We start from the raw sequence: 25,680 nt of genomic DNA, 5'->3' as shown, positions 1-25,680 counted from the left end.
CCGGACGGGGCGTTATGCGGCGCGGCCCGGCCCGGTGATCCCGAGGGCGCGGGTCGTGGCCGGGTTGACCAGCAGGACCAGCGCGGTCACCGAGACCGCGGCGAGGGCGATGCCCGCCCCGATGGCGATGCTGTCGGCCTGGAGCAGGTTGTAGGCGACGGGCAGCGCGAGGATCTGGGTGATCACGGCGGGGCCCCGGCTCCAGCGGCGCACCTGCCACAGCCCGCGCGCGGCGAGCAGCGGCAGCAGCGCGAGCACCAGCAGGGTGATTCCGCCCGTGACCGCCTGCTGACGGCTCTCGGGGGCGCCGGCCAGACCGAGCGCGAGAATCCACCCGCCCGCCGCGACGAGGGCGATCCCCTCCAGCGCGGCCAGCGCGGCGGCGTACGTCAGGCGGCGCGGGCGCTCTCCGGCGGCCGGGGCGGTGTCGGCGGTCTCCGCCGGGGGCGTCGGCGCGGGGGTCTGCTCACTGCTCACCCGAGAAGGGTAGCCCCGTGTGCGACGGGCCCCGGAAGCTGCGTGGTGAGGCTCACGCCCTCTTCGTCCATGGATCCCCGGCTCTCCCTGGGCCGGATACCCCCCAGTAGGTACGCTGCCATGCATGCGTGCACTTCTCGTGGTCAATCCGGCGGCAACCACCACAAGCGCCCGCAGACGCGACGTACTGATCCACGCCCTCGCCAGCGAGATGAAGCTGGAGGTCGTGAACACCGAGTACCGCGGTCACGCGCGCGATCTGGGGCGGTCGGCTGCGGAGAGTGACGACATCGACATGGTGGTGGCCCTCGGCGGCGACGGCACCGTGAACGAGGTGGTCAACGGCCTGCTGCACGCCGGCCCGGACCCCGAGCGGCTACCCGGTCTCGCGGTGGTCCCCGGCGGCTCGACCAATGTCTTCGCCCGCGCGCTCGGTCTGCCCAACGATCCCGTCGAGGCGACCGGCGCCCTCCTGGACGCCCTGCGCGAGCGCCGGGAACGCGTGGTGGGCCTCGGTCTCACCTCGGGCACGCCGGGAACGGCGGACGAGGCGGTGCCGGAACGCTGGTTCACTTTCAACGCCGGACTCGGCTTCGATGCCGGAGTTGTGGGCAGGGTCGAAAGGGAACGGGAGCGCGGCAAGAAGTCGACGCACGCGCTCTATGTCCGCCAAGTAGCAAGGCAGTTCATGGGTGAACCGAATCGCATACACGGCACCATCACCCTGGAACGACCGGGTGCGGGACCGGTGCCGGATCTCGCCGTGGCCATAGTCTCGAACACGTCGCCATGGACGTATCTCGGCAATCGCCCGATGTACACGTCGCCTAAGGCGTCGTTCGATAAAGGCATCGACGTGCTCGGGCTGAAGCGGCTCTCCACGGCCGCGGTTGCCCGGTATGCGACCCAGTTGCTCACTTCGTCCCCCGAGCGGGGACCCCATGGGAGACACGCGGTCTCGCTGCACGACCTGGACCGCTTCACCTTGCATTCGAAGGTCCCTCTGCCCCTTCAGATGGACGGTGACCACCTGGGGCTGCGGACGAGCGTGACGTTCACAGGCGTTCGCCGTGCACTGCGTGTGATTGTGTGAGCGGAAGAGCCCAAAGTCCTTTCACTCGAACGTTTAGGCCACCGTCCACCCCATGGAAGTACGGCTGTGACCTAGTCGACACCGAGGAATCAAAAAAAATCTTCCGGAAGGGGTTGTATCCGCCGCCGAGGTTTGCGAGTCTCTACATGGCGATCGGGACGGCCCGCAAGACCGGCTTCCAGTGGTCGCCAGAACCCCTCTTCAAAAAACAGGTCCACGCCGGGGAGACCCGGTGATCGGCCCTTCACTTGTTGAGGGACTCGTGAAAGCGTTCACATTCACAAGCAATCTGCATGTAATACCAAGGAGAGGTAGCAGCCATGGACTGGCGTCACAACGCCGTTTGCCGCGAGGAAGACCCCGAGCTGTTCTTCCCCATCGGCAACACCGGTCCCGCGCTGCTGCAGATCGAGGAAGCCAAGGCCGTCTGCCGTCGCTGCCCGGTGATCGAGCAGTGTCTGCAGTGGGCGCTCGAGTCCGGTCAGGACTCCGGCGTCTGGGGTGGTCTGAGCGAGGACGAGCGTCGCGCGATGAAGCGCCGCGCCGCCCGCAACCGTGCTCGCCAGGCTTCTGCCTGACGAGTCACCCCTGCTGACAGCCTGAGCTTGGCGGCGCGTGGGCCCGACGGGAACTCCCGTACCGGGCACCGCGCTTCTCCCGCCCCGAGCCGCAGCGCGCAGTACCCCCGATGCTTTCCCCGGGTCCCGGCTCCGCCGGACCAGGGGGGCTCCGCCTCAGCGGAGCAGCTCAGCAACGAGCACCAGCCTCGGACCTTCACAGGTCCGGGGCTTTTCGCTTGCCCGCGCCGGTCTGCCGGCGCCTCACTTCTGCGGCCGCACCGGGATGTCGAGGATGACCCGGGTGCCGCGCTCCGGCGCCGGGATCATGTCGAAGGTGCCGCCCAGTTCCCCCTCCACCAGCGTCCGCACGATCTGGAGGCCGAGGTTGCCCGCGGTGTGCGGGTCGAAGCCCTCGGGCAGACCGACCCCGTCGTCCTGGACGGTGACCAGCAGCCGGGCCTCCTTGGTGGTGCCGCCGCGCACCGCCGACACCTCGACCGTGCCGGTGTCGCCCTCGCGGAAGCCGTGCTCCAGGGCGTTCTGCAGCACCTCGGTCAGCACCATCGACAGCGGGGTGGCGACCTCGGCGTCCAGCCAGCCGAAGCGGCCGCTGCGCCGGCCGGTCACCTTGCCCGGCGAGATCTCCGCGACCATCGCCAGCACCCGGTCGGCGATGTCGTCGAACTCCACGCGCTCGTCCAGGTTCTGAGACAGCGTCTCGTGCACGATGGCGATGGAGCCGACCCGGCGCACGGCCTCCTCCAGCGCCTCCCGGCCGCGCTCGGAGTCGATGCGGCGGGCCTGGAGCCGCAGCAGGGCGGCGACCGTCTGGAGGTTGTTCTTCACCCGGTGGTGGATCTCCCGGATGGTGGCGTCCTTGGTGATCAACTCCCGTTCGCGGCGCCGCAGTTCGGTGACGTCCCGGCAGAGCACCAGGGAACCGATGCGCGTGCCCTTGGGCTTGAGCGGGATGGACCGGAACTGGATGACCCCGTCGTTCGCCTCGATCTCGAACTCTCGGGGCGCGTAGCCGCTGGCCGCCTTGGCGAGCGCCTCGTCCACCGGGCCCCTCGTCGGGGCGAGTTCGGCGGTGGTGTGGCCGAGGTGGTGGCCGACCAGGTCGGCGGCGAGACCGAGCCGGTGGTAGGCGGAGAGCGCGTTCGGTGAGGCGTACTGCACGATGCCGTCGGCGTCCACCCGGATCAGGCCGTCGCCCGCGCGCGGGGAGGCGTCCATGTCGACCTGCTGGTCGGGGAACGGGAAGGAACCGGCCGCGATCATCTGCGCGAGGTCCGAGGCGCTCTGGAGGTAGGTGAGTTCCAGCCGGCTCGGGGTGCGCACGGTCAGCAGGTTGGTGTTGCGGGCGATGACCCCCAGGACCCGGCCCTCGCGCCGTACCGGGATCGACTCGACCCGTACGGGGACCTCTTCGCGCCATTCCGGGTCGCCCTCGCGCACGATCCGGCCCTCGTCCAGGGCCGCGTCCAGCATGGGGCGGCGGCCGCGCGGGACCAGGTGGCCGACCATGTCGTCCTGGTAGGAGGTCGGGCCGGTGTTCGGGCGCATCTGGGCGACCGACACGTACCGGGTGCCGTCGCTGGTGGGGACCCACAGGACGAGGTCGGCGAAGGAGAGGTCGGAGAGCAGCTGCCACTCCGAGACCAGCAGATGGAGCCACTCGAGGTCGGTGTCCCCGAGGGCGGTGTGCTGGCGGACGAGTTCGTTCATGGAGGGCACGCTGCGAGCGTACCGGGGGCGCGTCACTGGCCGAAAAGACACCCGCGGGCCGCGGCGCCTGAGAGGGACCCTCAGCCCTCCCCGCGCCGCAGCCCGGAGCATCATCGGCCGTGGGGTGTGCGGTCCCGGTCGGCCGAAGGCCGAGGAGCCGGAGCAGTCAGGGCAGAGAGCGCCGGTTCCTCGATCCGTCTTCCTGTGCGGGGAAGACGGAGGCTTGTCAGCTTGTCGTCCTGCGTGGAGCCTCTCCCGCATTCTGGACTAGACCACGCGGGCGTGTCCATGGCCCGAAGGCCGCGAACCCGCGGGCGGCGGGGCCGCACCGCACCGGCAGCCTAGCCCGGCGAAGGGGCCTGTGGGGGGTCGTCGGCCTGGCGATTTCCGCCACGTACGGCGGGTGCCACTCTGCTAGATTGGTCTAAACCACATAGCCAGCGCTCCCCCGGTCCCCAGCGACCGTCGGCCCTCTTCCAGATCGGCAGGCCCAGCGTGGAAGTTGTCATCGTCCCGGACGCCGCGGCGGGCGGCGAGCTGATAGCCGAATCCATGGCCCAGTTGCTTCGCCGCAAGCCCGACGCCCTGCTCGGGGTGGCCACCGGCTCCACCCCGCTGCCCGTCTACCAGGCCCTCGCGGCCAAGGTGCGCGCGGGCGAGGTGGACACCCGCCGGGCCAGGATCGCCCAGCTCGACGAGTACGTGGGGCTGCCCGCCGACCACCCCGAGTCCTACCGCTCGGTGCTGCGCCGCGAGGTGCTGGAGCCGCTCGGCATCCCCATGGACGCGTTCACCGGCCCGGACGGCACCGCCGACGACGTGCAGGCGGCGTGCGAGGAGTACGACCGGGCGCTCGCCGCGGCCGGCGGCGTGGACCTCCAGCTCCTCGGCATCGGCACGGACGGGCACATCGGGTTCAACGAACCGTGCTCCTCGCTCGCCTCGCGCACCCGGATCAAGACGCTGACCGAGCAGACCCGGATCGACAACGCCCGTTTCTTCGACGGCGACATCGGCCAGGTACCGCACCACGTGATCACCCAGGGCATCGGCACCATCCTGGAGGCCCGCCACCTGGTGCTGCTCGCCACCGGCGAGGGCAAGGCGGACGCGGTCGCCGCCACCGTCGAGGGCCCGGTCGCGGCGATCTGCCCCGCCTCCGCCCTCCAGCTCCACCCGCACGCCACGGTCGTCGCCGACGAGGCCGCCGCCTCCAAGCTGAAGCTCGCGGACTACTTCCGCCACGCCTACACCCACAAGCCGGAGTGGCAGGGCCTGTAACTCCGTGGCGCTCGTCGGGGGACGCGGGGCAGGGTGGGCGGTATGACAGACACTTCCGACCCTGTCTCCGCGAACGCGGCCGACCGCCGGGCGGTGGAGCACCTGCTCGGTCGTCCGTTGAGCCAGACCTGGCCGACGGGCGCCCTGGCACCGGGCAGCCGTGTCAGGGTCGTCCGCGACCCGGACTGGGACGGCCCCTGGCAGGTCGAGTTCACCGGGACGATCGATGCCATGGGCGCGCCCGAACCCGCCCAGCACGCCCAGGCGCTCACCGGTGAGCTGCTTTACTGGGTGACCTTCGACGCCCCGCAGTACGACTGCGACGGGTGCGGCCCCTATCGCAAGGCCCGGATCGGCGGCCGGTACCTGCGGGCCGAGCCGTAGCCCGCGCCCGGTCCCCGTGGGCGCACCACGGGGACCGGGCGCGGGCTTCACGCCCCCGCGATGACCTCCGCCGCGGCCCGGCCGCAGACGCGGGCCGCGCCGTGGGTGGCGAGGTGGAGGCGGCCCCGGGGCGGGGACTGGGGGACGCCCATCTCGACGACCACGGTGTCCGGGCGGGCGGTCAGGAGGGTGGTCAGCGCCTTGGCCATCCAGGGGTGGCGGTGTTCGTCGCGGACCACCGCGACCAGCCGGCGCTCCCCCGCCGCCGCGAGGGCGTCGGTGCCGGCCGAGTCGCCGGTGAAGCTTCCGGTGAGGGTGCCCGGCAGCAGCCTGGACAGCTCCGCGGCCACGCCCCAGGGGGTCTCGTCGCCCACCGCGATGTTGGCGACCGGGGTGAAGGCGGCGACGTAGGGCGCCTCGGTGAGCGGGGTGAAGGACTCGGCTCCGGTCACCGTCAGGGCCCGGCGGGCGGCGCGCAGTCCGGCTTCGGGGTCGGGGGCGGTGTCCCCGGTGGTGCCGTCCGCCGTCCAGGCGGCCAGTTCGCGCACCCGGCGGGCCGCGTCCGCGAGGCGCTCCTCGGGGAGTTCGCCGGAGCGCACGGCGGCCACCAGGGCGTCGCGCAGCCGCAGTACCGTCTCGTCGTCGGCGAGGCCGCCGCCCACGCAGATGGCGTCGGCGCCGGCCGCGACGGCGAGGACGCTCCCGTGCTCGATGCCGTAGGTGCCGGAGACGGCGCGCATCTCCATGCCGTCGGTGACGATCAGCCCCTGGTAGCCGAGTTCGCCGCGCAGCAGGTCGGTGAGGACCGGCCGGGAGAGGGTCGCGGGGCGGTCGGGGTCCAGCGCGGGGACCAGGATGTGGGCGCTCATCACCGCGCGGGTGCCCGCCGCGAGGGCGGCCCGGAAGGGCGCGAGTTCGCGGGCCTGGAGCACGTCGCCGGTCACGTCGATGCGGGGCAGCGCGTGGTGGGAGTCGACGGCGGTGTCGCCGTGGCCCGGGAAGTGCTTGGTGCAGGCCGCGACCCCGGCGGACTGCAGGCCGGTGACGTAGGCGGCGGTGTGCCGGGCGACCAGGGCGGTGTCGGCGCCGAAGGAGCGGACACCGATGACCGGGTTGTCGGGGTTGGAGTTGACGTCGGCGGAGGGCGCCCAGTTGAGGCGCACCCCGCAGGCGGCGAGCCGGCGGCCGAGTTCCCGGGCGACCGCGTGGGTCAGCTCGACGTCGTCCACCGCGCCGAGGGCGTGGTTGCCGGGGAAGGAGGAGCCGGTACGGGCCTCCAGACGGGTGACGTCCCCGCCCTCCTCGTCGATGGCCACCAGGACGTCGGGCCGCTCGGTACGCAACTGCGCGGTCAGCGCCGAGAGTTGCTCGGGCGAGACGATGTTGCGGCCGAACAGGCCGACCGAGGCGAGGCCCTCGCCGAGCCGGCGCAGCAGCCAGTCGGGGGCGGTGGTGCCGGTGAAGCCGGGCTGGAGGACGGTGAGCGCGTCACGCGTCAGGGTGTCCGTACCGCGGGCGATTGTCGTCATCGGGTGGCGTTATCCCTTCACGGCGCCCGCGGTCAGCCCCGCGGCCATCTTGCGCTGGACGAGGAGGAACAGCACGACGATCGGCAGGGCCATCATGGTGGCGCCGGCCATCATCGGGGCGTACTCGGTGCCGTGCTTGGTGGTGAAGTTGCCGAGCCAGACGGTGGCCGTCTGGTTCTCCTGGCTGAGCAGCATCAGGGCGTAGAGGTACTCGTTCCACGCCTGGATGAAGCCGTAGACCGAGGTGGCGACCATGCCGGGGGCGAGCAGCGGGAAGACCACGCGGACGAAGGCGCCGGTGCGGGAGCAGCCGTCGACCATGGCCGCCTCCTCCAGCTCGCGCGGGATGTTGACGATGAAGCCGCGCAGGGTCCACACCGTGAACGGCAGGATGAAGGTCAGATAGGTGATGATCAGGCCGGTGAGCTTGTCGTACTGATGCAGGTCGTTCAGCAGCAGGAAGACCGGGATGATCATGGCGACGAGCGGGACCATCTGCACCGCGAGGATGCCGACGATCACGATCTTCCGGCCCCGGAAGGCGAACCGGGAGATGGCGAGCGCGGCGAGCATGCCGACGACGACGCCGATGAGGACCACGGACAGCGAGACGACCAGGCTGCGGCCGACCGGCCCCCAGAAGTCGGCGATGTCGAAGGCCCGGCTGAAGTTGTCCAGGGTGAACCCGGTGGGCAGCAGGCTCGGGTCGGGGTCGATGGCGTCCTTGGCCGGCTTGATCGCGGTGTCGAGCATCCAGTAGACGGGGAAGCCCGCGGTGGCGGCGACGAGGAGGCCGAGGATGTTCCAGCCGGCCTTGGAGGTCCGGCGGGCGGGGGAAGCCGTGCTGGTCACTCGACCTCTCCGATCTTGAGCATCTGGCGCATGTAGACGGCGACGACGCCGAGCAGCAGCACCACGGTGATGAGGGCGATGGCGGAGCCCTGGGCGTAGTCGTTGACCACGAAGGCGCGGTCGTAGGAGTAGGTGGTGAGGAGCTGGAACTGGGCCTCGGGGTGACCGTTGCGCATCACGAAGACCTGGGGGAAGACGCCCATGTCCCAGATGACCGAGAGGGTCGTCAGCATGACGATCACCGGCTTGAGCACCGGCAGGGTGACGTACCGGAAGACGCCCCAGGAGCCCGCGCCGTCCAGCCGGGCGGCCTCCTCCAGTTCGGCGGGGACCTGGGTGAGTCCGGCGCTGAGGGTGATGACCACGAAGGGCACCGCGCCCCAGACCACCAGCAGCATGATCACCGCGAGGCCCTCCGGGCCGCTGGCGAACCAGTTGTGGCCGATCAGGTCGACGCCGGGCAGCTTGCTGGCGAGGGCGTTGAGGATGCCGTAGTCGGCGTCGAAGAGCCACTTGAAGACGGTGGTGGCGACGATGACCGGCATCCCCCAGCTCGCCACCAGCGCGATGTTGATGAGGGTCTTCACCCAGCCGGAGACCCGCTGGAGCAGCAGGGCGACCAGCATGCCGAGGACCATCGTGAAGACGACGGCACCGACGGTGAACCCGATGGTGCGCAGCACGACCTGCCAGAAGTCGCCGTCGCCCAGCACCTTGGAGAAGTTGGCGAAGCCGACGGATTCCGGCTGCTGGAAGCCCCAGAGCTGGGACTGGCCGAACTTCTGGAACGACAGGGTGACCAGCCGGACCAGGGGGTAGCCCATCACACCGGCGAGGACCAGCAGACAGGGCGCGAGGAGCAGCCAGGGGGTGGCGGCGCCGCCCTTGGCGGACGCGGCGCGGCGGGGCGGGGGCGGCGGCCCGGGCGGGGGCGCCTGCCGCTGCGGCGGCACCTTTGCAGGCGTGGTCGTGTCTGCGGCACTCATCGCGCTCCTCGGCGATCCCTTAAAACCTGTGCGAGCGGTACGACGGGCGCCGCGCGGGCTTCACGGCCCGCGCGGCGCACCGGGTCACTTGGTGTTGATGACCTTGTCGATCGCGGCGTCCGCCTCCTTGGCGGCGTCCTGGACCGACTTCTTGCCGGTGCCGATCTGCTGCAGCATGGTCTGGAGGACCTGCGCCTTCTCGACCTGACCCCAGCCCGGCGCCATCGGCACGAACCAGTTGGACTCGGCCGCGGTGGCCGGCACGGCGGTCGCCGGGTCGTTCTTCAGGGTGGCGAGGTCGGTCTTGTTGTTGGGCAGGTTGCCCTTGGCGATCAGGCCCTTCTGGCCCTCGGGACCGGTGAAGGCGTTGATCCACTCGGCGGCGATGTCCTGGTTGTGCGACTTCACCGGGACGGCGAGGTCGGAACCGCCCAGGAACACCGGCATGTTCTTGCCGGACGGGCCGGGCATCACGAAGTTCTCGAGGTTGTCCTTGAGCTTGCCGGTCTTGTCGTTCTTCGGGTCGGCGGAGGTCGCGCCCTCCCAGGCGGCGCCGAAGATCATGGCCGACTTGCCCTGGCCGTACACGAGGTAGCGGTCGGACTCGTCCTTGGTCTTGTCGCCGTGCATGTACTTGTCGACGACCTGCTTGAAGGCGGTGAGGCCCTTGACCGACTCCGGCGAGGAGAGGGTCGCCTTCCACTGGCCGCCCTCCTCCTTGGCGATGGCGCCGCCCGCGTCGTAGACGAAGGACATGGCCGCGTACCAGTCACGGGTGGGCTGGTACCAGGCGTTGAACTTGCCGCCCTCCTTCTTCTGGATCTTGTCCAGCGCGGAGGTCAGCTCGGCGTAGGTCTTCGGCGGGGTCTTGACGCCGACCGAGGCGGCCACGTCCTTGCGCCAGTTGGCGACACGGCCGCCGGCGTAGTACGGCACGCCGTAGGTCTTGCCGTCGTAGGTGACCGACGTCTTGAGGCCGTCCAGCCAGGCGTCCGAGCCCTCGAACTTGCCGGGCTCCAGGGGGGCGAAGGCGCCCTTCACCATGTAGCCGAGCATCTCGCTGTTGCCCATCTCGACCACATCGGGAGCCTTGTCGGTGGCGAGGACGGCGTCCAGCTTGGTGTTCTTGTCCGGCCAGCCGTAGTACTCGTGCTTGATCTTCAGGCCCGGGTGCTTCTTCACCACGGCGGCGTCGGCGGCCTCGACCAGGTTCGGCCAGTTGTTCTGCGCGTCGACGGTGAGCCAGACGGTCAGCGCGTCGCTGTCGCCCCCCTTGCCCTCGCCGTCGTCACTGCCGCACGCGGCGATGGAGACGATCATGCCCGCGACGCCGATCGCGGCTATCAGTCTGCGCTTCACGCCATCCTCCTCAGGGATGCCCACAACCCCCCTGCCTCCCCGCGGTGTCACACTTGCGCGTCGTACCGCCCTCGGAGCCGGGACTGGACCAATGGTGTAGACCAGCAGGGGGAGCTTGGCCCAGACCAAAAGGGCTGTCAAGGGTGTTCAGGTGGGGTCCGGGCGTCCGTGACGCGACCGAGATATGCAGGGACCTTTCATTGCGCAACCGACAGATCGGACGGACCAGTTCCGGTGGACCACTGCCCCGCCGGACGCGGGTGGACTAGACCAACCGGGGGTGCGGCGGTATACAGGGAGATCACGGAGCGTGCGGGTGAACCGGCCGCGCGCGGCCGTGCCACGATGTGAGCCGTGACCGATGGCGATGTCGGTCGCCATGGGCATCCGGAGCCGGGAAGGCAGCCATGAGCACCGACGTCAGCAGGGCGGAGAACGAGGCCGGCGCGACCGTCCGTACCGCGCGCGTGCCGAAGTACTACCGCCTGAAGAAGCACCTCCAGGAGATGACGGAGACGCTTCCGCCGGGCACGCCGGTGCCGCCCGAGCGCACGCTGGCCGCCGAGTTCGACACCTCCCGCACCACCGTCCGCCAGGCCCTCCAGGAGCTGGTGGTCGAGGGGCGGCTGGAGCGCATCCAGGGCAAGGGCACCTTCGTCGCCAAGCCCAAGGTCGCCCAGGCGCTCCAACTCACCTCTTACACCGAGGACATGCGGGCCCAGGGGCTCGAACCCACCTCTCAGCTGCTGGACATCGGCTACATCACGGCCGACGACCGGCTGGCCGGGCTGCTGGACATAAGCGCCGGGGGCCGGGTGCTGCGCATCGAGCGGCTGCGCATGGCCAACGCCGAGCCGATGGCCATAGAGACCACCCACCTCTCCGCCAAGCGCTTTCCCGCGCTGCGCCGTTCTCTGGTGAAGTACACCTCGCTGTACACCGCGCTCGCCGAGGTCTACGACGTCCACCTGGCCGAGGCCGAGGAGACCATCGAGACCTCGCTGGCGACCCCGCGCGAGGCGAGCCTGCTCGGCACCGACGTGGGCCTGCCGATGCTGCTGCTGTCCCGGCACTCGGTGGACCGGGAGGGCCGCCCGGTGGAGTGGGTGCGCTCGGTGTACCGGGGCGACCGGTACAAGTTCGTGGCGCGGCTCCGGCGTCCGCAGGACTGACCGGCTCCGTCCCCCCGCTTCTCGGGCCCCACCAGCTCACATCGCCGTATCGATACCCGGACGAGGGCTTCCGCTCCGCCGTGCCGTCACCTAGATTGCGTGCGCATTACGCGTGATCAACGAGGGGACGGAGTCCGGCATGCCCGAAGATTCTGAAGTGAGGCAACCGGTGGTGACACCGGTCCGAGTGGTCATCGGGCTGTGTCTCGTGGCGCCGTTCGTGGCGATGCTGTGGGTGGGTTCGTTCTCCAAGGTGGACCCGACGTTCATCGGCATCCCGTTCTTCTACTGGTACCAGATGCTGTGGGTGCTGGTCTCCACCTCGCTCACCATGACCGCGTACCAGCTCTGGCAGCGCGACCAGCGCTCCCGCAAGACCCGGAGCGGGGGTGTCTCGAAGTGAAGGACGGCGTCAACGGCGTGGCGCTCGGCGTCTTCGTCTTCTTCTTCCTCGCGGTCACGGTCCTGGGCTTCCTCGCCTCGCGCTGGCGCAAGGCCGAGAACGAGCACTCGCTGGACGAATGGGGCCTGGGCGGCCGGTCGTTCGGCACCTGGATCACCTGGTTCCTGCTCGGCGGCGACCTGTACACCGCGTACACCTTCGTCGCGGTGCCGGCGGCGATCTACGCGGCCGGCGCGTCCGGGTTCTTCGCGGTGCCGTACACGATCCTGGTGTACCCGCTGATCTTCACCTTCCTGCCCCGGCTGTGGTCGGTCTCGCACCGGCACGGGTACGTCACCACCTCCGACTTCGTGCGCGGGCGGTTCGGCTCCAAGGGTCTCTCGCTGGCGGTGGCGGTCACCGGCATCCTGGCGACGATGCCGTACATCGCGCTGCAACTGGTCGGCATCCAGGCGGTGCTGGACGTGATGGGCGTGGGCGGCGGTGAGGACACCAACTGGTTCGTGAAGGACCTGCCGCTGCTGATCGCCTTCGGCGTGCTGGCGGCGTACACGTACTCCTCGGGTCTGCGGGCACCGGCGATGATCGCGTTCGTGAAGGACACGCTGATCTACATCGTCATCGCGGTGGCGATCATCTACATCCCGATCAAGCTGGGCGGCTTCGACGAGATCTTCGCCAAGGCGGGCGAGAAGTACGCGGCGGCCGGTGCGGGCGGCGTCGTCCCGGCCCCGGCGGGCCAGTGGACCTACGCCACGCTGGCGTTGGGCTCGGCGCTCGCCCTGTTCATGTACCCGCACTCGATCACCGCGACCCTCTCCTCCAAGAGCCGCGACGTGATCCGGCGCAACACCACGATCCTGCCGCTGTACTCCCTGATGCTGGGCCTGCTGGCGCTGCTGGGCTTCATGGCCATCGCGGCCGGGGTGAAGGTCACCAACGGGCAGCTCGCCATCCCGCAGCTGTTCGAGGACATGTTCCCGGACTGGTTCGCGGGCGTGGCGTTCGCGGCGATCGGTATCGGCGCGCTCGTCCCGGCGGCGATCATGTCGATCGCGGCCGCGAACCTGTTCACCCGCAACATCTACAAGGACTTCATCAAGCCCGACGCGACGCCCGAGCAGGAGACCAAGGTCTCCAAGCTGGTCTCGCTGCTGGTGAAGGTGGGCGCGCTGGTCTTCGTCCTCACCATGGACAAGACGGTCGCCATCAACTTCCAGCTGCTGGGCGGCATCTGGATCCTCCAGACCTTCCCCGCCCTGGTCGGCGGCCTGTTCACCCGCTGGTTCCACCGCTGGGCCCTGCTGGCCGGCTGGGCGGTCGGCATGGTCTACGGCACCCTCGCCGCCTACGGTGTCGCCTCCCCCACCCAGAAGCACTTCGGCGGCTCCGCCAAGGAGATCCCCGGCATCGGCGAGATCGGCTACATCGGCCTGACGTCCTTCGTCCTGAACGTCGTCGTCACCGTGGTCCTCACCTTCGTCCTCAAGGCCGTGAAGGCCCCCGACGGCATCGACGAGACCACCCCGGCCGACTACACCGCCGACGCCGGCGACCCCGGTGTGGAGGTCGAACTCCCCCCGGCGACAGCGGGCAGCAGCCACTAGAAGTCCCTCCCTTCAGGCCGCGGGCCGCCGTGACGCGAGAGCGCCGGCGGCCCGTCGTCGTACGCGCCGCCGGGCGTCCCGGACCTCGTCCCCCGCGCCTACGAGTTGACCCTCTGAAGCCACCGGGACACACAACAGACACAACATCTGGGGGTGACGTGACAGGGCGGCACTAGATGTATGCTCGTGCTCGCTGTCGTCGCAGGGGAATCCGGTGCGAATCCGGAACTGTCCCGCAACGGTGTACTCGCGTGCTTCGTGCACGCCAGCGTCAGTCCGAGGACCTGTCGACAGCGGCGCCCGGCCGTCCGGCCCGGGTGCTCGAAGACGTCCGGGCCTCGTGGAGTGGGCCGGTGGACGCGACGCCCCGTGCGCTCGTGCCCCCTCATACCCTCCGCCAGGTCCCCGTGCCCAGCGAGGGAGAGCCCCACGTGACCATCGCGCCTGCCGATCCGGCTTCAGCCACCCCGGCGACCGAGGCCCCTGTGGAGAACGACGGCCCCGGTGCCGCGCTGCTGCGGACCCTGACCCAGCTGACCGCCGACCTCCCCGACGCGGACCCCGGTCGGGTCGCGGCCGCCGCGCTGCGCGGCCGGTCGGCGCGCGCCGACGAGGCGGAGCTGCGCGAGCTGGCCACCGAGGCCGCCGCCGGTCTGATCTCGGAGGACCCGGCGTACTCCCGGCTGGCCGCCCGGCTGCTCACGCTCTCCATCCGCGCCGAGGCCGCCTCGCAGGGCGTGACCCGCTTCACCGAGTCGGTGGCCGTGGGCCATCGCGAGGGCCTGGTCGCCGACCGCACCGCGGACTTCGTGGCGCTGCACGCCGCCCGGCTGGACGCCCTGATCGACACCGGCGCCGACGACCGGTTCGGCTACTTCGGCCTGCGCACCCTGTACAGCCGCTACCTGCTCCGCCACCCCATCACCCGCAAGGTGATCGAGACCCCCCAGCACTTCATGCTGCGCGTGGCGAGCGGTCTGGCGGAGAACGACAGCGTCCCGGCCGTGGACGAGGTCGCGGCCCTGTACGGGCTGATGAGCCGCCTGGACTACCTGCCGTCCTCCCCCACCCTGTTCAACTCCGGTACGCGGCACCCCCAGATGTCGTCCTGCTACCTGCTGGACTCCCCGCTGGACGAGCTGGACTCGATCTACGACCGCTACCACCAGGTCGCCCGACTCTCCAAGCACGCCGGCGGCATCGGCCTCTCGTACTCCCGCATCCGCAGCCGGGGTTCGCTGATCCGGGGCACCAACGGCCACTCCAACGGCATCGTCCCGTTCCTGAAGACGCTGGACGCCTCGGTGGCCGCGGTGAACCAGGGCGGGCGGCGCAAGGGCGCGGCCGCGGTGTACCTGGAGACCTGGCACTCCGACATCGAGGAGTTCCTGGAGCTGCGCGACAACACCGGTGAGGACGCGCGCCGTACGCACAACCTGAACCTCGCGCACTGGGTCCCGGACGAGTTCATGCGCCGGGTCAACGCCGACGAGTCGTGGTCGCTGTTCTCCCCGGCGGACGTGCCCGAGCTGGTCGACCTGTGGGGCCCGGAGTTCGACGCGGCCTACCGCAAGGCCGAGGAGGCGGGCCTGGCGAGGAAGTCCATGCCGGCCCGCGAGCTGTACGGCCGCATGATGCGCACCCTCGCGCAGACCGGCAACGGCTGGATGACCTTCAAGGACGCCGCCAACCGCACCGCCAACCAGACGGCGCTGCCGGGCAACGTGGTCCACTCCTCCAACCTGTGCACGGAGATCCTGGAGGTCACCGACGACGGGGAGACCGCGGTCTGCAACCTCGGCTCGGTGAACCTGGGCGCCTTCGTGGCCGACGGGGACATCGACTGGGAGCGGCTGGACGAGACCGTCCGCACCGCCGTGACCTTCCTCGACCGGGTCGTGGACATCAACTTCTACCCGACCGAGCAGGCGGGCCGTTCCAACGCCAAGTGGCGCCCGGTGGGCCTGGGCGCGATGGGTCTGCAGGACGTCTTCTTCAAGCTGCGCATCCCCTTCGACTCCCCCGAGGCGAAGGCGCTGTCCACGCGGATCGCCGAGCGCATCATGCTGGCCTCCTACGAGGCGTCCGCCGACCTCGCCGAGCGCAACGGCCCGCTCCCCGCCTGGGAGCAGACCCGTACCGCCCGCGGCGTGCTGCACCCCGACCACTACGACGTCGAGCTCACCTGGCCGGAGCGCTGGGCCGCGCTGCGCGCCCGGATCGCCGAGGTCGGCATGCGCAACTCGCTGCTGCTGGCGATCGCGCCGACGGCCACCATCGCCTCCATCGCGGGCGTGTACGAGTGCATCGAGCCGCAGGTGTCCAACCTGTTCAAGCGCGAGACGCTGTCGGGCGAGTTCCTCCAGGTCAACGCCTACCTGGTGCAGGAGCTGAAGAACCTCGGCGTGTGGGACGCCCGCACCCGTGAGGAGCTGCGCGAGGCCAACGGCTCGGTGCAGGGCTTCGCCTGGATTCCCGAGGACGTGCGGAACCTGTACCGCACGGCCTGGGAGATCCCGCAGCGCGGCCTGATCGACATGGCCGCCGCCCGTACCCCGTTCCTCGACCAGGCGCAGTCGCTGAACCTGTTCCTGGAGACGCCGACCATCGGCAAGCTCTCCTCGATGTACTCCTACGCCTGGAAGTCGGGTCTGAAGACCACGTACTACCTGCGTTCGCGCCCGGCGACCCGGATCGCCCGTGCGGCGGGCCGCGCCCAGGAGACCAAGACCATCCCCGTCCAGCAGGCGGCCGACCCCGACGCCGTCGCCTGCTCCCTGGAAAACCCCGAGTCCTGCGAGGCCTGCCAGTGATGACCGAGAAGAACCTGCTCGACCCCGGCTTCGAGCTGACTCTCCGCCCCATGCGCTACCCGGACTTCTACGAGCGCTACCGGGACGCGATCAAGAACACCTGGACCGTCGAGGAGGTCGACCTCCACTCGGACGTCGCCGACCTGGCGAAGCTCTCCCCCGAGGAGCAGCACCTGATCGGCCGCCTGGTGGCGTTCTTCGCCACGGGTGACTCGATCGTGGCGAACAACCTGGTGCTGACGCTGTACAAGCACATCAACTCCCCCGAGGCGCGGCTCTACCTGAGCCGGCAGCTCTTCGAGGAGGCTGTGCACGTCCAGTTCTATCTGACGCTGCTCGACACCTACCTGCCCGACCCGGAGGACCGCACGGCGGCCTTCGCGGCGGTGGAGAACATCCCCTCCATCCGCGAGAAGGCCGAGTTCTGCTTCAAGTGGATCGACTCGGTCGACAAGCTGGACCGGCTGGAGACCAAGGCGGACCGCCGCAAGTTCCTGCTGAACCTGATCTGCTTCGCCGCGTGCATCGAGGGCCTGTTCTTCTACGGCGCCTTCGCGTACGTCTACTGGTTCCGCAGCCGGGGTCTGCTGCACGGCCTGGCGACCGGCACCAACTGGGTGTTCCGCGACGAGACGATGCACATGTCGTTCGCCTTCGACGTGGTCGACACCGTGCGCAAGGAGGAGCCGGAGCTGTTCGACGACCAGCTCGAGCAGCAGGTGAAGGACATGCTCCGGGAGGCCGTCGAGGCCGAGCTGCAGTTCGCGCGCGACCTGTGCGGTGACGGCCTGCCCGGCATGAACACCGAGTCGATGCGGCAGTACCTGGAGTGCGTCGCCGACCAGCGCCTCACGCGTCTCGGCTTCGCCCCGGAGTACGGCTCGGAGAACCCCTTCTCCTTCATGGAGCTGCAGGGTGTTCAGGAGCTGACGAACTTCTTCGAGCGCCGCCCGTCGGCGTACCAGGTCGCGGTGGAGGGCACCGTGGACCTGGACGAGGACTTCTGAGCCGTCGCCGTCTCCTGTCCTCGGTCCTTCTGGGCCTGCCCGAGCTGTCGGTCGACGCGCCGTTCGCGCACGATGCCGATCACCGAGGGCAGGACCAGGAGGACCAGGATGCCGAGAGTGGCGGCCATTCCGATGAGACCTTCGATCTGGTTTCCGTTCATGTCATCAGCCTCGCGCTGAACGCTCCTGTCCAACACTGGCAGGACTGCCGTAGGCCCTCGAATTCCTGCCAGCGCCGAGGCACACTGGCAGCATGCTGAAGAACGTGGTCGCGGTCCTGCTGGACGGGGTGCACCCCTTCGAGCTGGGGGTGGTGTGCGAGGTGTTCGGCATCGACCGGAGCGATGACGGACTGCCGGTCTACGACTTCGCCGTGGCCTCGGCGGAGGGGCCCACCCTGCGCACCCACTGCGGCTTCACCGTCTCCACCCCGCACGGTCTGGAGCGGCTGGAGGAGGCCGATCTGATCGCCGTCCCGGCCGGCGAGTCCTACACCTCCCGCGACTATCCCCCCGCCCTGCTGGACGCCCTGCGCCGGGCCGTGGCCCGCGGCGCACGGGTGCTCAGCGTGTGCACCGGGGTGTTCGTGCTGGCCGAGGCCGGGCTGCTGGACGGGCGCCGGTGCGCGGTGCACTGGCACAACGCCGAGGAACTGAGCCGGCGCCACCCGCGCCTCACGGTCGAGCCGGACGTGCTCTACGTCGACGAGGACCCGGTGATCACCTCGGCCGGCACGGCGGCCGGCATCGACGCCTGCCTCCACCTGGTGCGCAAGGAGCAGGGGCCCGAGGTCGCCAACAAGATCGCCCGCCGGATGGTGGTGCCCCCGCACCGGGACGGCGGCCAGGCCCAGTACATCGAGCGCCCGCTGCCCAAGGCGCCCTGCGACACCGTGGGCGAGGTGCTGGTGTGGATGGAGGAGCACCTCGACCAGGAGGTCACCGTCGAGCAGCTCGCCGCCCGCGCCCACATGTCCCCGCGCACGTTCGCCCGCCGCTTCCAGCAGGAGACCGGCACCACCCCGTACCGCTGGATTCTGCGGCAACGGGTGCTGCTGGCCCAGCGGTTGCTGGAGGGGACCGACGAGACGGTGGACTCGATCGCCTGGCGGACCGGGTTCGGCAACGCGGCGGCGCTGCGCCACCAGTTCGTCCGGGCGCTCGGCACCACCCCGAACGCCTACCGGCGTGCGTTCCGGGGCCCGCAGGCCGCCTGAACGCACGCCGGTCCGGTCGCCTCGCTCCTCACCACTCCATGGGCTCGACCAGCAGTCGGTGCGGACGCAGAGTGATGCCCACGCGGGTCGTGGCGTCCGAGTCCTCGACCTGACGGAACCGGTACTTCGCCGATATCGCCGCGACGATCAGGCTCAGCTGGGCCATGGAGAAGTGGTCGCTGGGGCACTTGCGGTTGCCGACACTGAAGGGGCTCATGGCGTACTTCGGCACCTCCTCGGCCCGCTCCGGCAGCCACCGGTCGGGGTCGAAGTCGAGGTGGCGGGCGTAGGAGCGGGCGTCGCGCTGAATCGCGTAGGGGCTGTAGATGATGTCCGCCCCGGCCGGAATGCGATAGGCACCGAGTGCGGTGTCGGTGAGCGCGCGACGCGTCAATATCCATACGGCGGGCCGGAGTCGGAGGGCCTCGACGACGACATTGTTGGTGTGGCTCAGCCTGCGTACGTGCTCGAATCCGACCGGCGCGCCACCGGTTACCGATTCAACTTCCGCTCGCACCTTCTCCGCGTGCCCGGGATGGTCCGCGAGGATCTGCAGGAGCCACATGATCGTGGACGCGATTGTCTCGCTTCCGGGGGTGAGTATGGCGACGACCTGGTCGTGGATCTCCTGTTCGCTGATGGGGTCGCCATTGTCGTCCTTCGCCTCCAGCAAAGCCGTCAGCAAATCGTCCGGCTTTTGACCGGACGCCCTCCGCTCGGTGACGATCTCGTCCACCAGCAGATGCAGATCGGCCAGTGCCCGGTTGAATTCGAGGTTGGACGGGAACGGCAGCCGGTACAGCGGCCCCAGCGGCAGCACCATGCGCCGGTACATGCCCCGGAAGACGGTGGCGAGGTCGGTGCTGAGCCGCTCCGCGCGCTCGTCCATGTACTGGCCGCGCAGCAGGCAGCGGGCCGCGATGCGCACCGCGACCCGGAAGGACTCGGAGGTGGCGTCGACGGGCACGCCGGGCCGCCAGCGCTCGGTGAGGGCGTGCGCCTCCTCCTCCATGATCGGCCCGTAGGCGGGGATCGCGGCGAGCCGGAACGCGGGCTGGATGGTGCGGCGCTGCCGCCGGTGCAGCGGGCCGTTGGCGGTGGCCACGCCCTGCTTGCCGAGGAGCCCCTCCAGCGACTCCCACACCGGCCCGTCGATCTTGTAGTCGGGGCTCAGCGCGAGTGCGCCGGTGAGCGCCGGCGCGGTGACGGCGTACACCGTCTTGGGGCCGAGCTTCAGGCGCACCACCTCGCCGTGGTCGCGCAGTTGGGTCATGAACGCGAGCGGGTCGCGGGCCAGTTTCAGGCCGTGCCCGAGCACCGGGACGGCGCCCCCGGCGAGGGGCGGGTCCTTCAGATCGGCCACTTCCCGCGTCTCGGGATTGACGGCGTCGACGGTCATTTCTCACCTGCCGCTTCGTTGTTGACGTACGGGGGTGTGGACCGGTCCTCCCAGGTGTCGACCATGTAGCGGCCGGACTCGTGGTGGAACCAGTAGACGGTGCTGAACCAGTTCCGCATATTGCCGACGCAGGTCCGTACGGCGGTGCTCAGTTCCTTTCCGCGCACGGTGCCGTCGTCGAGTTCTCCGGCGAACTCCATCGCCTCTCGCTCGGCCTCGACGAATTCGGCGATGCAGTTCTCGATGCGCCGCCTGAGTTCTTCGACGGCTTCTTCGAGGGTGAGCCCGGAATGGGTGATGAGGCTTATTCCGAGATTGTGCACCTCGTCGCCCGCTATCTCCTTCGGCAGCGAGCAGAGGTCGTTGTACCAGGCGGCGAATTCCTGGCTCAACAGGGCCGCGCGCCGAAAGGCCGGGTTCTTCCGCACCGAGTCCGGGAGTTGGCAGCCGGCGCTCGGTTCCAGGAGGTCGGTCCATATCCAGTGCGCGAAGGTGAGCCGCCGGAGCGCGAGGTACTCCTCGACACCGGGCACCCGGCCCGCGACCCGGTTGTCGAACTCCCGGTCGTACGCCTCGATCACCTCGTGGAAGTGCCGGGCGAACCGCTGGTTCCAGGCGGCCGGCAGGAACGCGTAGAGCCGCAGCACGCTGTCCGCGAAAGCGGCCACCAGCGCGTCCTCGTGGTGCAGGTGGTCCTCGGGTGCGTCGAGCGCCGTGTGGAGACGGCGGCGCAGCCGCCCCCAGTCCTCGGTCCTGCCGTGCACGATGTCACGGTCGTGCCGGTCGTCCCAGACGAAGAACCACGCGCTGTAGTCGGCGATGGCCTGCAGGACGTCGTCGGGGGCGCCCAGGTAGTAGCCGGCCATCAGGTCCGTGTAGCACAGGTCGTCGGCGTACTCGCGGACCTTGTCCGGGGACATCAGCCGTTTTTCCAGCAGCCACCGCCGGGTGTTCTCCTGGAGCCGCGGCCAATACGGGTGCAGCCGACGGGGAAAGGCGTCCTCGATCACCGGGAGCGCGAGAGACGGTGGTACCGCGACCGCTGTCGCCGATGTGGCGCCGCTTGAGAAAGCATGCACGAACAGTCCCCTCTCGAACGCCAGGAGCACACGCCCCTCCCTGCCGTGCCGGGCGTGCGCCGTTGCGTATCCCCGCACCCCTATTCAGCACTACAACTGACCGTCTGGGGAACGGATTTGCTCCTTTCACTACCCCAAGTCGCCGGGTTTTTTTCGGCGAACAGATGAACGAACAGCCGCGACGCCCGGCCGGAATGGTCTCCGGCCGGGCGTCGTGGCTGTTCGGTGCGGTGGCGCTGGTTCCGCGCGCTCCCGTCAGTCGTTGGCGACCACGTCGTAGCGGGGTTCGTTCTCGGCCATCTGCCGCAGCGCGTCCCTGCGGTCCCGCTTGGAGAGGCGGTCGATGTAGAGGTAGCCGTACAGGTGGTCGGTCTCGTGCTGGAGGCAGCGGGCGAAGTAGCCGGTGCCGCGCACCTTGATGGGGTTGCCCTTCTCGTCCTGCCCGGTCACCTCGGCGTAGTCGGGGCGCGCGAGCGGCGCGTACGCGGTGGGCACGGACAGGCAGCCCTCGTTGCTGTCGTCCAGGCGGCGGGCGGCGGCGGGGAGTTCGACCAGCTTGGGGTTGACGACCACACCGGTGTGGCGGACGCCGTCGTCGTCGGGGCAGTCGTAGACGAAGACCTTCCGGCTCACGCCGATCTGGTTGGCGGCCAGGCCCACGCCCTCGGCGGTGCGCTGGCTGGCGAACATGTCCGCGACCAGCTGCTCCAGCTCGGGGCCGAACTCGGTGACGTCCGCGCACTCCTTGTGCAGCACCGGGTTCCCGACGACCGTGATCGGCCGCGAGGTCCCGCGCTCGCGCCAGCCGGTCTCGCGCTCCTCGCAGTCCTCGGTGTCGACGACATAGCCCTCGTCATCGACGGGGAGCACGCCCGCGTGCTGCTGATCGGTGTCCTGCTGAGCCATGACCGAGTGACGCCTTCCTCAAAACAAACATGGGGGGACTAGCGGATACAGGGTACGTGGACGCGCCTGGAAGGGGCGCGGGTCTGTGTCCTTTGCGGCCCCGCCGCGTGGGCGCGACCAGCCAGGACCGTCCGCCACCGGGCGGCGGCGATCAACAGACCTCTTCGAGATCCCGCCAGTCCCGGGAGTCCGGACTGTCGGCGACCCACCCGTCCAGCAGCCCCCGGACCAGCGAAGCCGGCGCGGCGATGCCGCACTCCCGCTCCGGCACCCACAGCTGGCCGTCCGTCCGATGCCCCAGGGGACCGGGATGGCCCGGCTCACTGTGGTCGTGGGGATCGAGATGCACGCCCTCCCCCTCGTCGGACGGCATCCGCGACTCCGAACACATCCGGCACAGCAGCCGCACGGAGGAGGACCAGTCCTCCGCCGCGAACCCCGCGTCGGCGGCCAGCTGCTCCAGCGCGTCCCGGTCGGCCTCGGTCGCCGCCTCCAGCAGCACCACCCAGGTCGGCACGGGCGACGGCGCCCACAGCTCGATCTCGTCGAAGACCGGATAGGAGTGTCCGGTGGAAGTGGTGCGCTCGCCGTGCGGGACACCGTCGTGCAGCACGACCTCGCCCCAGCGCCGCCCCGAGGACGGCAACGGGATGGACAGCACCTCGATCCGCGCCGGGTCCAGCCGACGTCCCCAGACCACCTCGGCCTCGCCCTCGGGGGAGAGCCGGACGGCCGCGCTGCCCAGCTCCATGCCGAGCGGCTCACCGAGCGCGGTGGCACCGCCGGGCACCTTCAGTCCGTACGCCTGCCAGGCGCGGCGGGCCAGCGGCCAGTCCTGGAGCGCGGTGGCGGCGATGCCCACGTTCCACCAGTCGGGCGCGCCGGTCTCCCGGTCCAGCAGGGCGACCGCGCGCAGCCCGGCCGCGCGGGCCTGCTCCCAGTCGTGCCGGAACTTGTGCAGCAGGGCCAGGTTGAACCAGGACTCGGCGAGCCAGGGCTCCAGATCGGCGGCGCGGGTCAGCAGTTCGCCCGCGTCCTCGTACCGGCCGTCGCCGATGAGCGTGAACGCCCGGTCGGTGGCCTGCCGCCAGGAGGCGGAGGGCCGGTTCCGTACCTTGCCGAAGATCCTCACGATTCCCGCCTGCCAGTTCCGTTCCGCTCAGTGGGCTGGCTCCTGCCCCCGGACTGCCTCTCCCTCGCATCCAACCACGTCACTCGGGAGAGGCGCTCATTACCCATCGGTTACCCAGCAACCGGCAGGGTCAGACAGTCGCGGGACAGGACCCGCGCCAGTGATTCCACCACCTCGGGGGCGTAGTCCCCGGCGGTGGCCAGCCGCAGTTCCTCCAGTGCGCGCAAGGGGCCCTCCACCCCGGCGTCGCGGGACTTCTCCTCGTAGGCGTTGACCGCGCGCACGATGCGGGCGGCGACCGGCTGGTCCCGGTAGGGGTCGGCCTGCCGCTCCACGACCACGGCGACGGCCGCGGCCACCCCGGTCTGCCGGACCACCGCCCCGCCCAGCAGGGCGATACGGCGCTGCTCCTCGCCGGGCAGCCCGGCGGTGGCGCCCGCGGGGACCGGGTCGACCAGGCTGAGCTGGCCGATGTCGTGCATCAGCGCCGCGTGCTCCAGCACGGTCAGCTCGGTGCCGGTGAGCCCGAGGTCCCGGCCCACCGCGAGGCTGAGGGCGGCGACCCGGCGGGCGTGGCCGGCCGGGGTGTATCCGGCGATCTCGGTGGCGCGGGCCAGGGAGGTGATGGTCTGCCGGTAGGTGGCGCGCACGGCCGCGTACCGGCGCAGCGACAACTGGGTGAGCAGCAGGGGGAGACAGAACACCGGCAGCGCCCAGAGTCCGGCGACGGCGACCGCGAGCGCCATCACCGCGCCGGTGGCGCAGACGGCGGACCCGATGCCGAGCAGTCCGCGCAGTTCCTCGCGCAGCAGCGGGCCGAAGGGCCAGCCGGTGCGGGAGCGGGCGAGCGCGGCGGCCAGTACGGCGTCGCACAGCGCGGTCAGGACGAGCAGCGCGACCAGCAGCAGGGCGTAGGCGGAACCGTCCCACTGCTCGAACACGCCCCGGCTGTAGAGGGGTTGGAAGCAGACGGCGGCGAAGCCGACGGTGAGGACGCGGCGGGCGAGGTGGTCCAGGGTGGGGCTGCTTCCGCGCCAGATGTGCGGAACCCCGCCGAGCAGCGTGGCGACGACGACCACGGTGAGGATCTGACCGGCGCCGTGCCGGGCGGGGTGTCCGGCGTCGGCACCGAGCAGGGCGTACGAGAGGGAGCCCGCGGTGCCGAGCGGTGCGGCGCGGCGGGAGCCGCCGCCCTTCCAGCGGGTGAGTTCGCCGACGGCTATGAGGACGCCGAAGGCGAGCGCGGTGCCCCGGTCGTCGACGCCGGTCCACAGGGTGGCGCCGAACGCGACGGCGGCGAGGAGTGCGGCGGCGCCGTGGATCAGGCGGCGGGCGGTCACCGATGGGCCCCGGTGGTACGGCCGTGGGTGCGCTGGCGCGGCGGGACGCCGGGGGCGGGTTCGTCGGCCGTGACCTCGGGGCGCCAGCCGTGGCGGCGCAGGGCGGCGGCGAGCGCGCCGACCATCCGGGGGTCGAACTGGGCGCCCGCGCACCGCTCCAGTTCGGCGACGGCGACCTCGACCGGGCGGGCCCGGCTGTAGGAGCGGGTGGAGGTCATCGCGTCGAAGGCGTCGGCGACGGCGACCACCCGGGCGCACTCGGGGATCTGGGTGCCGGCGAGCCCGTAGGGGTAGCCGCTGCCGTCGAGGCGTTCGTGGTGGTGCAGGATCGCCGCGCGGGCCTCCCCGAGGAAGGCGATGCCACGGGTCATCTCGTGGCCGTACTCGGGGTGGAGCTCGATGATCCGGCGTTCCTCGGGGGTGAGCGGGCCGTCCTTGCGCAGCAGCCGGGTGGGGACGCCGAGCTTGCCGACGTCGTGCAGGATGCCCGCGAAGCGCAGCACCTCCACGCGTTCGTCGTCCAGGCCGAGCTGGCGGGCGATCATGACGGACGCCTGCCCGACGCGCTCGCTGTGCCCCCTCGTGTACCCGTCCTTGATGTCGACGGCCTGGACGAGGGCGCGGATGGTGGCCTGGTGGGCGGCGCGTTCGCGGTGGTACTGGGCGAACACCCAGCAGGAGACGCCCATCGGCAGCAGCACCAGCAGGGCGGCGACGGGCCCGTAGGGGCTGCGCCACAGCACGGCGGTCATCAGTCCGGCCAGACCGTGCACGGCGACGGGGGCGAGGGAGCGGGTGAACAGCCCCCGCCAGGCCCGGCGCGGCGGGACCCGGTCGGCGGCCGCGTGCATGGCGCCGTCGAGCAGCGTGAGCACCAGGCAGAAGGCGAGCACGGCGGCCCCGGCGGGCAGCAGCGCGTACGGGAAGACGGGGCCCTCGACGGCCGCGCCGCCGTCGAGCGCGTGGTGCGTCCGGGCGGCGGCCCACACGGCGAGCGCGGGCCGGGCGGCGCGCCAGACGCGGCGCGGGAGGGCGTGCGCGTGCTCGACCGGGGAGAGCAGGGCGGCGGGCAGCGGCACGAGCGCGGCGGCGGCCGGGGTCAGCAGGAAGGCCCCGGCGAGCAGGACGGGGTAGAAGGTGCCGCCGAACCGGCGGCGGACGACCTGGTCGCAGAGCGCGTAGAGCGCGGCGAGGAGTCCGAGGGTGCCCCAGGCCGTGGGGCCGGTGAGGGCGGGCAGCGCGCAGAGGGCGGCGAGCAGGGCGGCACCGGCCACGCAGACCCGTGCCCTTGCCGGAACCGCCTCCATGACGCCCTCCCCGACCGTGCCCCGTCCGGGTGGAGCGTAGGACGGGTCAG

General features: G+C 70.7%; 23 protein-coding genes and 1 riboswitch. Of the genes, 10 read left to right on the top strand and 13 right to left on the bottom strand.

The features are described from left to right. Positions 1-12: 12 nt before the first annotated feature. The gene (locus EV284_RS09400; RefSeq protein ID WP_130332213.1) at positions 13-477 is read right to left on the bottom strand and encodes a hypothetical protein; all 465 of its coding nucleotides are present in this window, start codon (positions 475-477) and stop codon (positions 13-15) included. Positions 478-601: 124 nt separating this feature from the next. Here EV284_RS09400 and EV284_RS09395 point away from each other — a divergent pair, with 124 nt between their 5' ends. Continuing rightward, positions 602-1,570, top strand: a complete 969-nt coding sequence (locus tag EV284_RS09395; protein WP_130332211.1) for a diacylglycerol kinase family protein — start codon at positions 602-604, stop codon at positions 1,568-1,570. A 320-nt stretch (positions 1,571-1,890) separates the two neighbouring features. Continuing rightward, positions 1,891-2,148 (top strand): WhiB family transcriptional regulator, encoded by a 258-nt coding sequence (locus tag EV284_RS09390; RefSeq protein ID WP_003992873.1) that lies wholly within the window; start codon positions 1,891-1,893, stop codon positions 2,146-2,148. Between the two features lie 243 nt (positions 2,149-2,391). Here EV284_RS09390 and EV284_RS09385 read toward each other — a convergent pair whose 3' ends face one another. Further along, a complete protein-coding gene (locus EV284_RS09385) occupies positions 2,392-3,858 on the bottom strand; it encodes a PAS domain-containing sensor histidine kinase (RefSeq protein WP_130332993.1) in 1,467 nt (488 codons plus the stop codon). A gap of 495 nt (positions 3,859-4,353) precedes the next feature. Between EV284_RS09385 and nagB the strand changes: the two genes are divergently transcribed. Both nagB and EV284_RS09375 read left to right on the top strand, forming a co-directional pair. Beyond that, positions 4,354-5,139 carry a glucosamine-6-phosphate deaminase gene (gene nagB, locus EV284_RS09380; RefSeq protein ID WP_130332209.1) on the top strand — a complete coding sequence of 262 codons (786 nt, stop codon included), beginning with the start codon at positions 4,354-4,356 and terminating at the stop codon, positions 5,137-5,139. A gap of 42 nt (positions 5,140-5,181) precedes the next feature. After that, positions 5,182-5,523: a ferrous iron transport protein A gene (locus EV284_RS09375; protein ID WP_130332207.1), complete on the top strand. Its 342-nt coding sequence runs from the start codon at positions 5,182-5,184 to the stop codon at positions 5,521-5,523. 47 nt (positions 5,524-5,570) lie between these two features. Here the strand turns inward: EV284_RS09375 and EV284_RS09370 are convergent, their stop codons facing one another. The 4 genes from EV284_RS09370 to EV284_RS09355 all read right to left on the bottom strand — a co-directional run bounded on the left by EV284_RS09370 (position 5,571) and on the right by EV284_RS09355 (position 10,249). Then, on the bottom strand, positions 5,571-7,052 hold the full coding sequence (locus EV284_RS09370) for a glycoside hydrolase family 3 protein (protein ID WP_130332205.1): 1,482 nt from the start codon (positions 7,050-7,052) through the stop codon (positions 5,571-5,573). 9 nt (positions 7,053-7,061) lie between these two features. Next, entirely contained in the window at positions 7,062-7,904 is an 843-nt protein-coding gene (locus EV284_RS09365; RefSeq protein WP_130332203.1) for a carbohydrate ABC transporter permease, read from the bottom strand. Further along, the gene (locus tag EV284_RS09360; RefSeq protein ID WP_130332201.1) at positions 7,901-8,890 is read right to left on the bottom strand and encodes a sugar ABC transporter permease; all 990 of its coding nucleotides are present in this window, start codon (positions 8,888-8,890) and stop codon (positions 7,901-7,903) included. Before EV284_RS09360 ends, EV284_RS09365 begins: the two co-directional genes overlap by 4 nt. Before the next feature lie 84 nt (positions 8,891-8,974). Continuing rightward, the gene (locus tag EV284_RS09355) at positions 8,975-10,249 is read right to left on the bottom strand and encodes an extracellular solute-binding protein (protein ID WP_130332199.1); all 1,275 of its coding nucleotides are present in this window, start codon (positions 10,247-10,249) and stop codon (positions 8,975-8,977) included. A gap of 407 nt (positions 10,250-10,656) precedes the next feature. On the opposite strand from EV284_RS09355, the gene EV284_RS09350 reads away from it, so the two are divergent. The 5 genes from EV284_RS09350 (at position 10,657) to EV284_RS09330 (ending at position 17,251) form a co-directional block, all read left to right on the top strand. Further along, positions 10,657-11,421 carry a GntR family transcriptional regulator gene (locus tag EV284_RS09350; protein WP_030807463.1) on the top strand — a complete coding sequence of 255 codons (765 nt, stop codon included), beginning with the start codon at positions 10,657-10,659 and terminating at the stop codon, positions 11,419-11,421. A gap of 139 nt (positions 11,422-11,560) precedes the next feature. Beyond that, a complete protein-coding gene (locus EV284_RS09345) occupies positions 11,561-11,824 on the top strand; it encodes a DUF3311 domain-containing protein (protein ID WP_165425491.1) in 264 nt (87 codons plus the stop codon). Continuing rightward, the gene (locus EV284_RS09340; protein ID WP_130332195.1) at positions 11,821-13,431 is read left to right on the top strand and encodes a sodium:solute symporter family protein; all 1,611 of its coding nucleotides are present in this window, start codon (positions 11,821-11,823) and stop codon (positions 13,429-13,431) included. Before EV284_RS09345 ends, EV284_RS09340 begins: the two co-directional genes overlap by 4 nt. A gap of 205 nt (positions 13,432-13,636) precedes the next feature. Further along, a riboswitch (cobalamin riboswitch) is annotated at positions 13,637-13,716 on the top strand. Between the two features lie 146 nt (positions 13,717-13,862). Next, the gene (locus tag EV284_RS09335; protein ID WP_130332193.1) at positions 13,863-16,244 is read left to right on the top strand and encodes a ribonucleoside-diphosphate reductase subunit alpha; all 2,382 of its coding nucleotides are present in this window, start codon (positions 13,863-13,865) and stop codon (positions 16,242-16,244) included. Next, positions 16,244-17,251 (top strand): ribonucleotide-diphosphate reductase subunit beta, encoded by a 1,008-nt coding sequence (locus EV284_RS09330; RefSeq protein ID WP_130332191.1) that lies wholly within the window; start codon positions 16,244-16,246, stop codon positions 17,249-17,251. The genes EV284_RS09335 and EV284_RS09330 overlap by 1 nt, the downstream gene beginning before the upstream one ends. Here EV284_RS09330 and EV284_RS09325 read toward each other — a convergent pair. After that, positions 17,164-17,412, bottom strand: a complete 249-nt coding sequence (locus EV284_RS09325; protein ID WP_130332189.1) for a hypothetical protein — start codon at positions 17,410-17,412, stop codon at positions 17,164-17,166. The two genes, EV284_RS09330 and EV284_RS09325, sit on opposite strands and share 88 nt — an antisense overlap. A 92-nt stretch (positions 17,413-17,504) precedes the next feature. Here EV284_RS09325 and EV284_RS09320 point away from each other — a divergent pair, with 92 nt between their 5' ends. Further along, positions 17,505-18,467: a helix-turn-helix domain-containing protein gene (locus tag EV284_RS09320; RefSeq protein ID WP_130332187.1), complete on the top strand. Its 963-nt coding sequence runs from the start codon at positions 17,505-17,507 to the stop codon at positions 18,465-18,467. Between the two features lie 28 nt (positions 18,468-18,495). Here EV284_RS09320 and EV284_RS09315 read toward each other — a convergent pair whose 3' ends face one another. The 6 genes from EV284_RS09315 to EV284_RS09290 all read right to left on the bottom strand — a co-directional run bounded on the left by EV284_RS09315 (position 18,496) and on the right by EV284_RS09290 (position 25,630). Continuing rightward, positions 18,496-19,866 (bottom strand): cytochrome P450, encoded by a 1,371-nt coding sequence (locus EV284_RS09315; protein WP_130332185.1) that lies wholly within the window; start codon positions 19,864-19,866, stop codon positions 18,496-18,498. After that, positions 19,863-20,945 carry an epi-isozizaene synthase gene (gene cyc1, locus EV284_RS09310; protein WP_130332183.1) on the bottom strand — a complete coding sequence of 361 codons (1,083 nt, stop codon included), beginning with the start codon at positions 20,943-20,945 and terminating at the stop codon, positions 19,863-19,865. Before cyc1 ends, EV284_RS09315 begins: the two co-directional genes overlap by 4 nt. A 255-nt stretch (positions 20,946-21,200) precedes the next feature. Continuing rightward, complete coding sequence (def, locus tag EV284_RS09305; protein ID WP_130332181.1) at positions 21,201-21,851, bottom strand: peptide deformylase; 651 nt, start codon at positions 21,849-21,851, stop codon at positions 21,201-21,203. Positions 21,852-22,002: 151 nt separating this feature from the next. Further along, positions 22,003-22,983 carry a hypothetical protein gene (locus EV284_RS09300; RefSeq protein WP_030807439.1) on the bottom strand — a complete coding sequence of 327 codons (981 nt, stop codon included), beginning with the start codon at positions 22,981-22,983 and terminating at the stop codon, positions 22,003-22,005. 110 nt (positions 22,984-23,093) lie between these two features. After that, entirely contained in the window at positions 23,094-24,323 is a 1,230-nt protein-coding gene (locus EV284_RS09295) for a metal-dependent phosphohydrolase (RefSeq protein WP_130332179.1), read from the bottom strand. Next, positions 24,320-25,630: an HD-GYP domain-containing protein gene (locus EV284_RS09290; protein WP_130332177.1), complete on the bottom strand. Its 1,311-nt coding sequence runs from the start codon at positions 25,628-25,630 to the stop codon at positions 24,320-24,322. Before EV284_RS09290 ends, EV284_RS09295 begins: the two co-directional genes overlap by 4 nt. Positions 25,631-25,680 lie beyond the last annotated feature (50 nt).

This window comes from Streptomyces sp. BK022 (assembly GCF_004217355.1).
GTDB lineage: Bacteria > Actinomycetota > Actinomycetes > Streptomycetales > Streptomycetaceae > Streptomyces > Streptomyces griseoluteus.
Note: the sequence above shows the minus strand (reverse complement) of the source record. Positions and strands in the feature narration are given on the sequence as shown.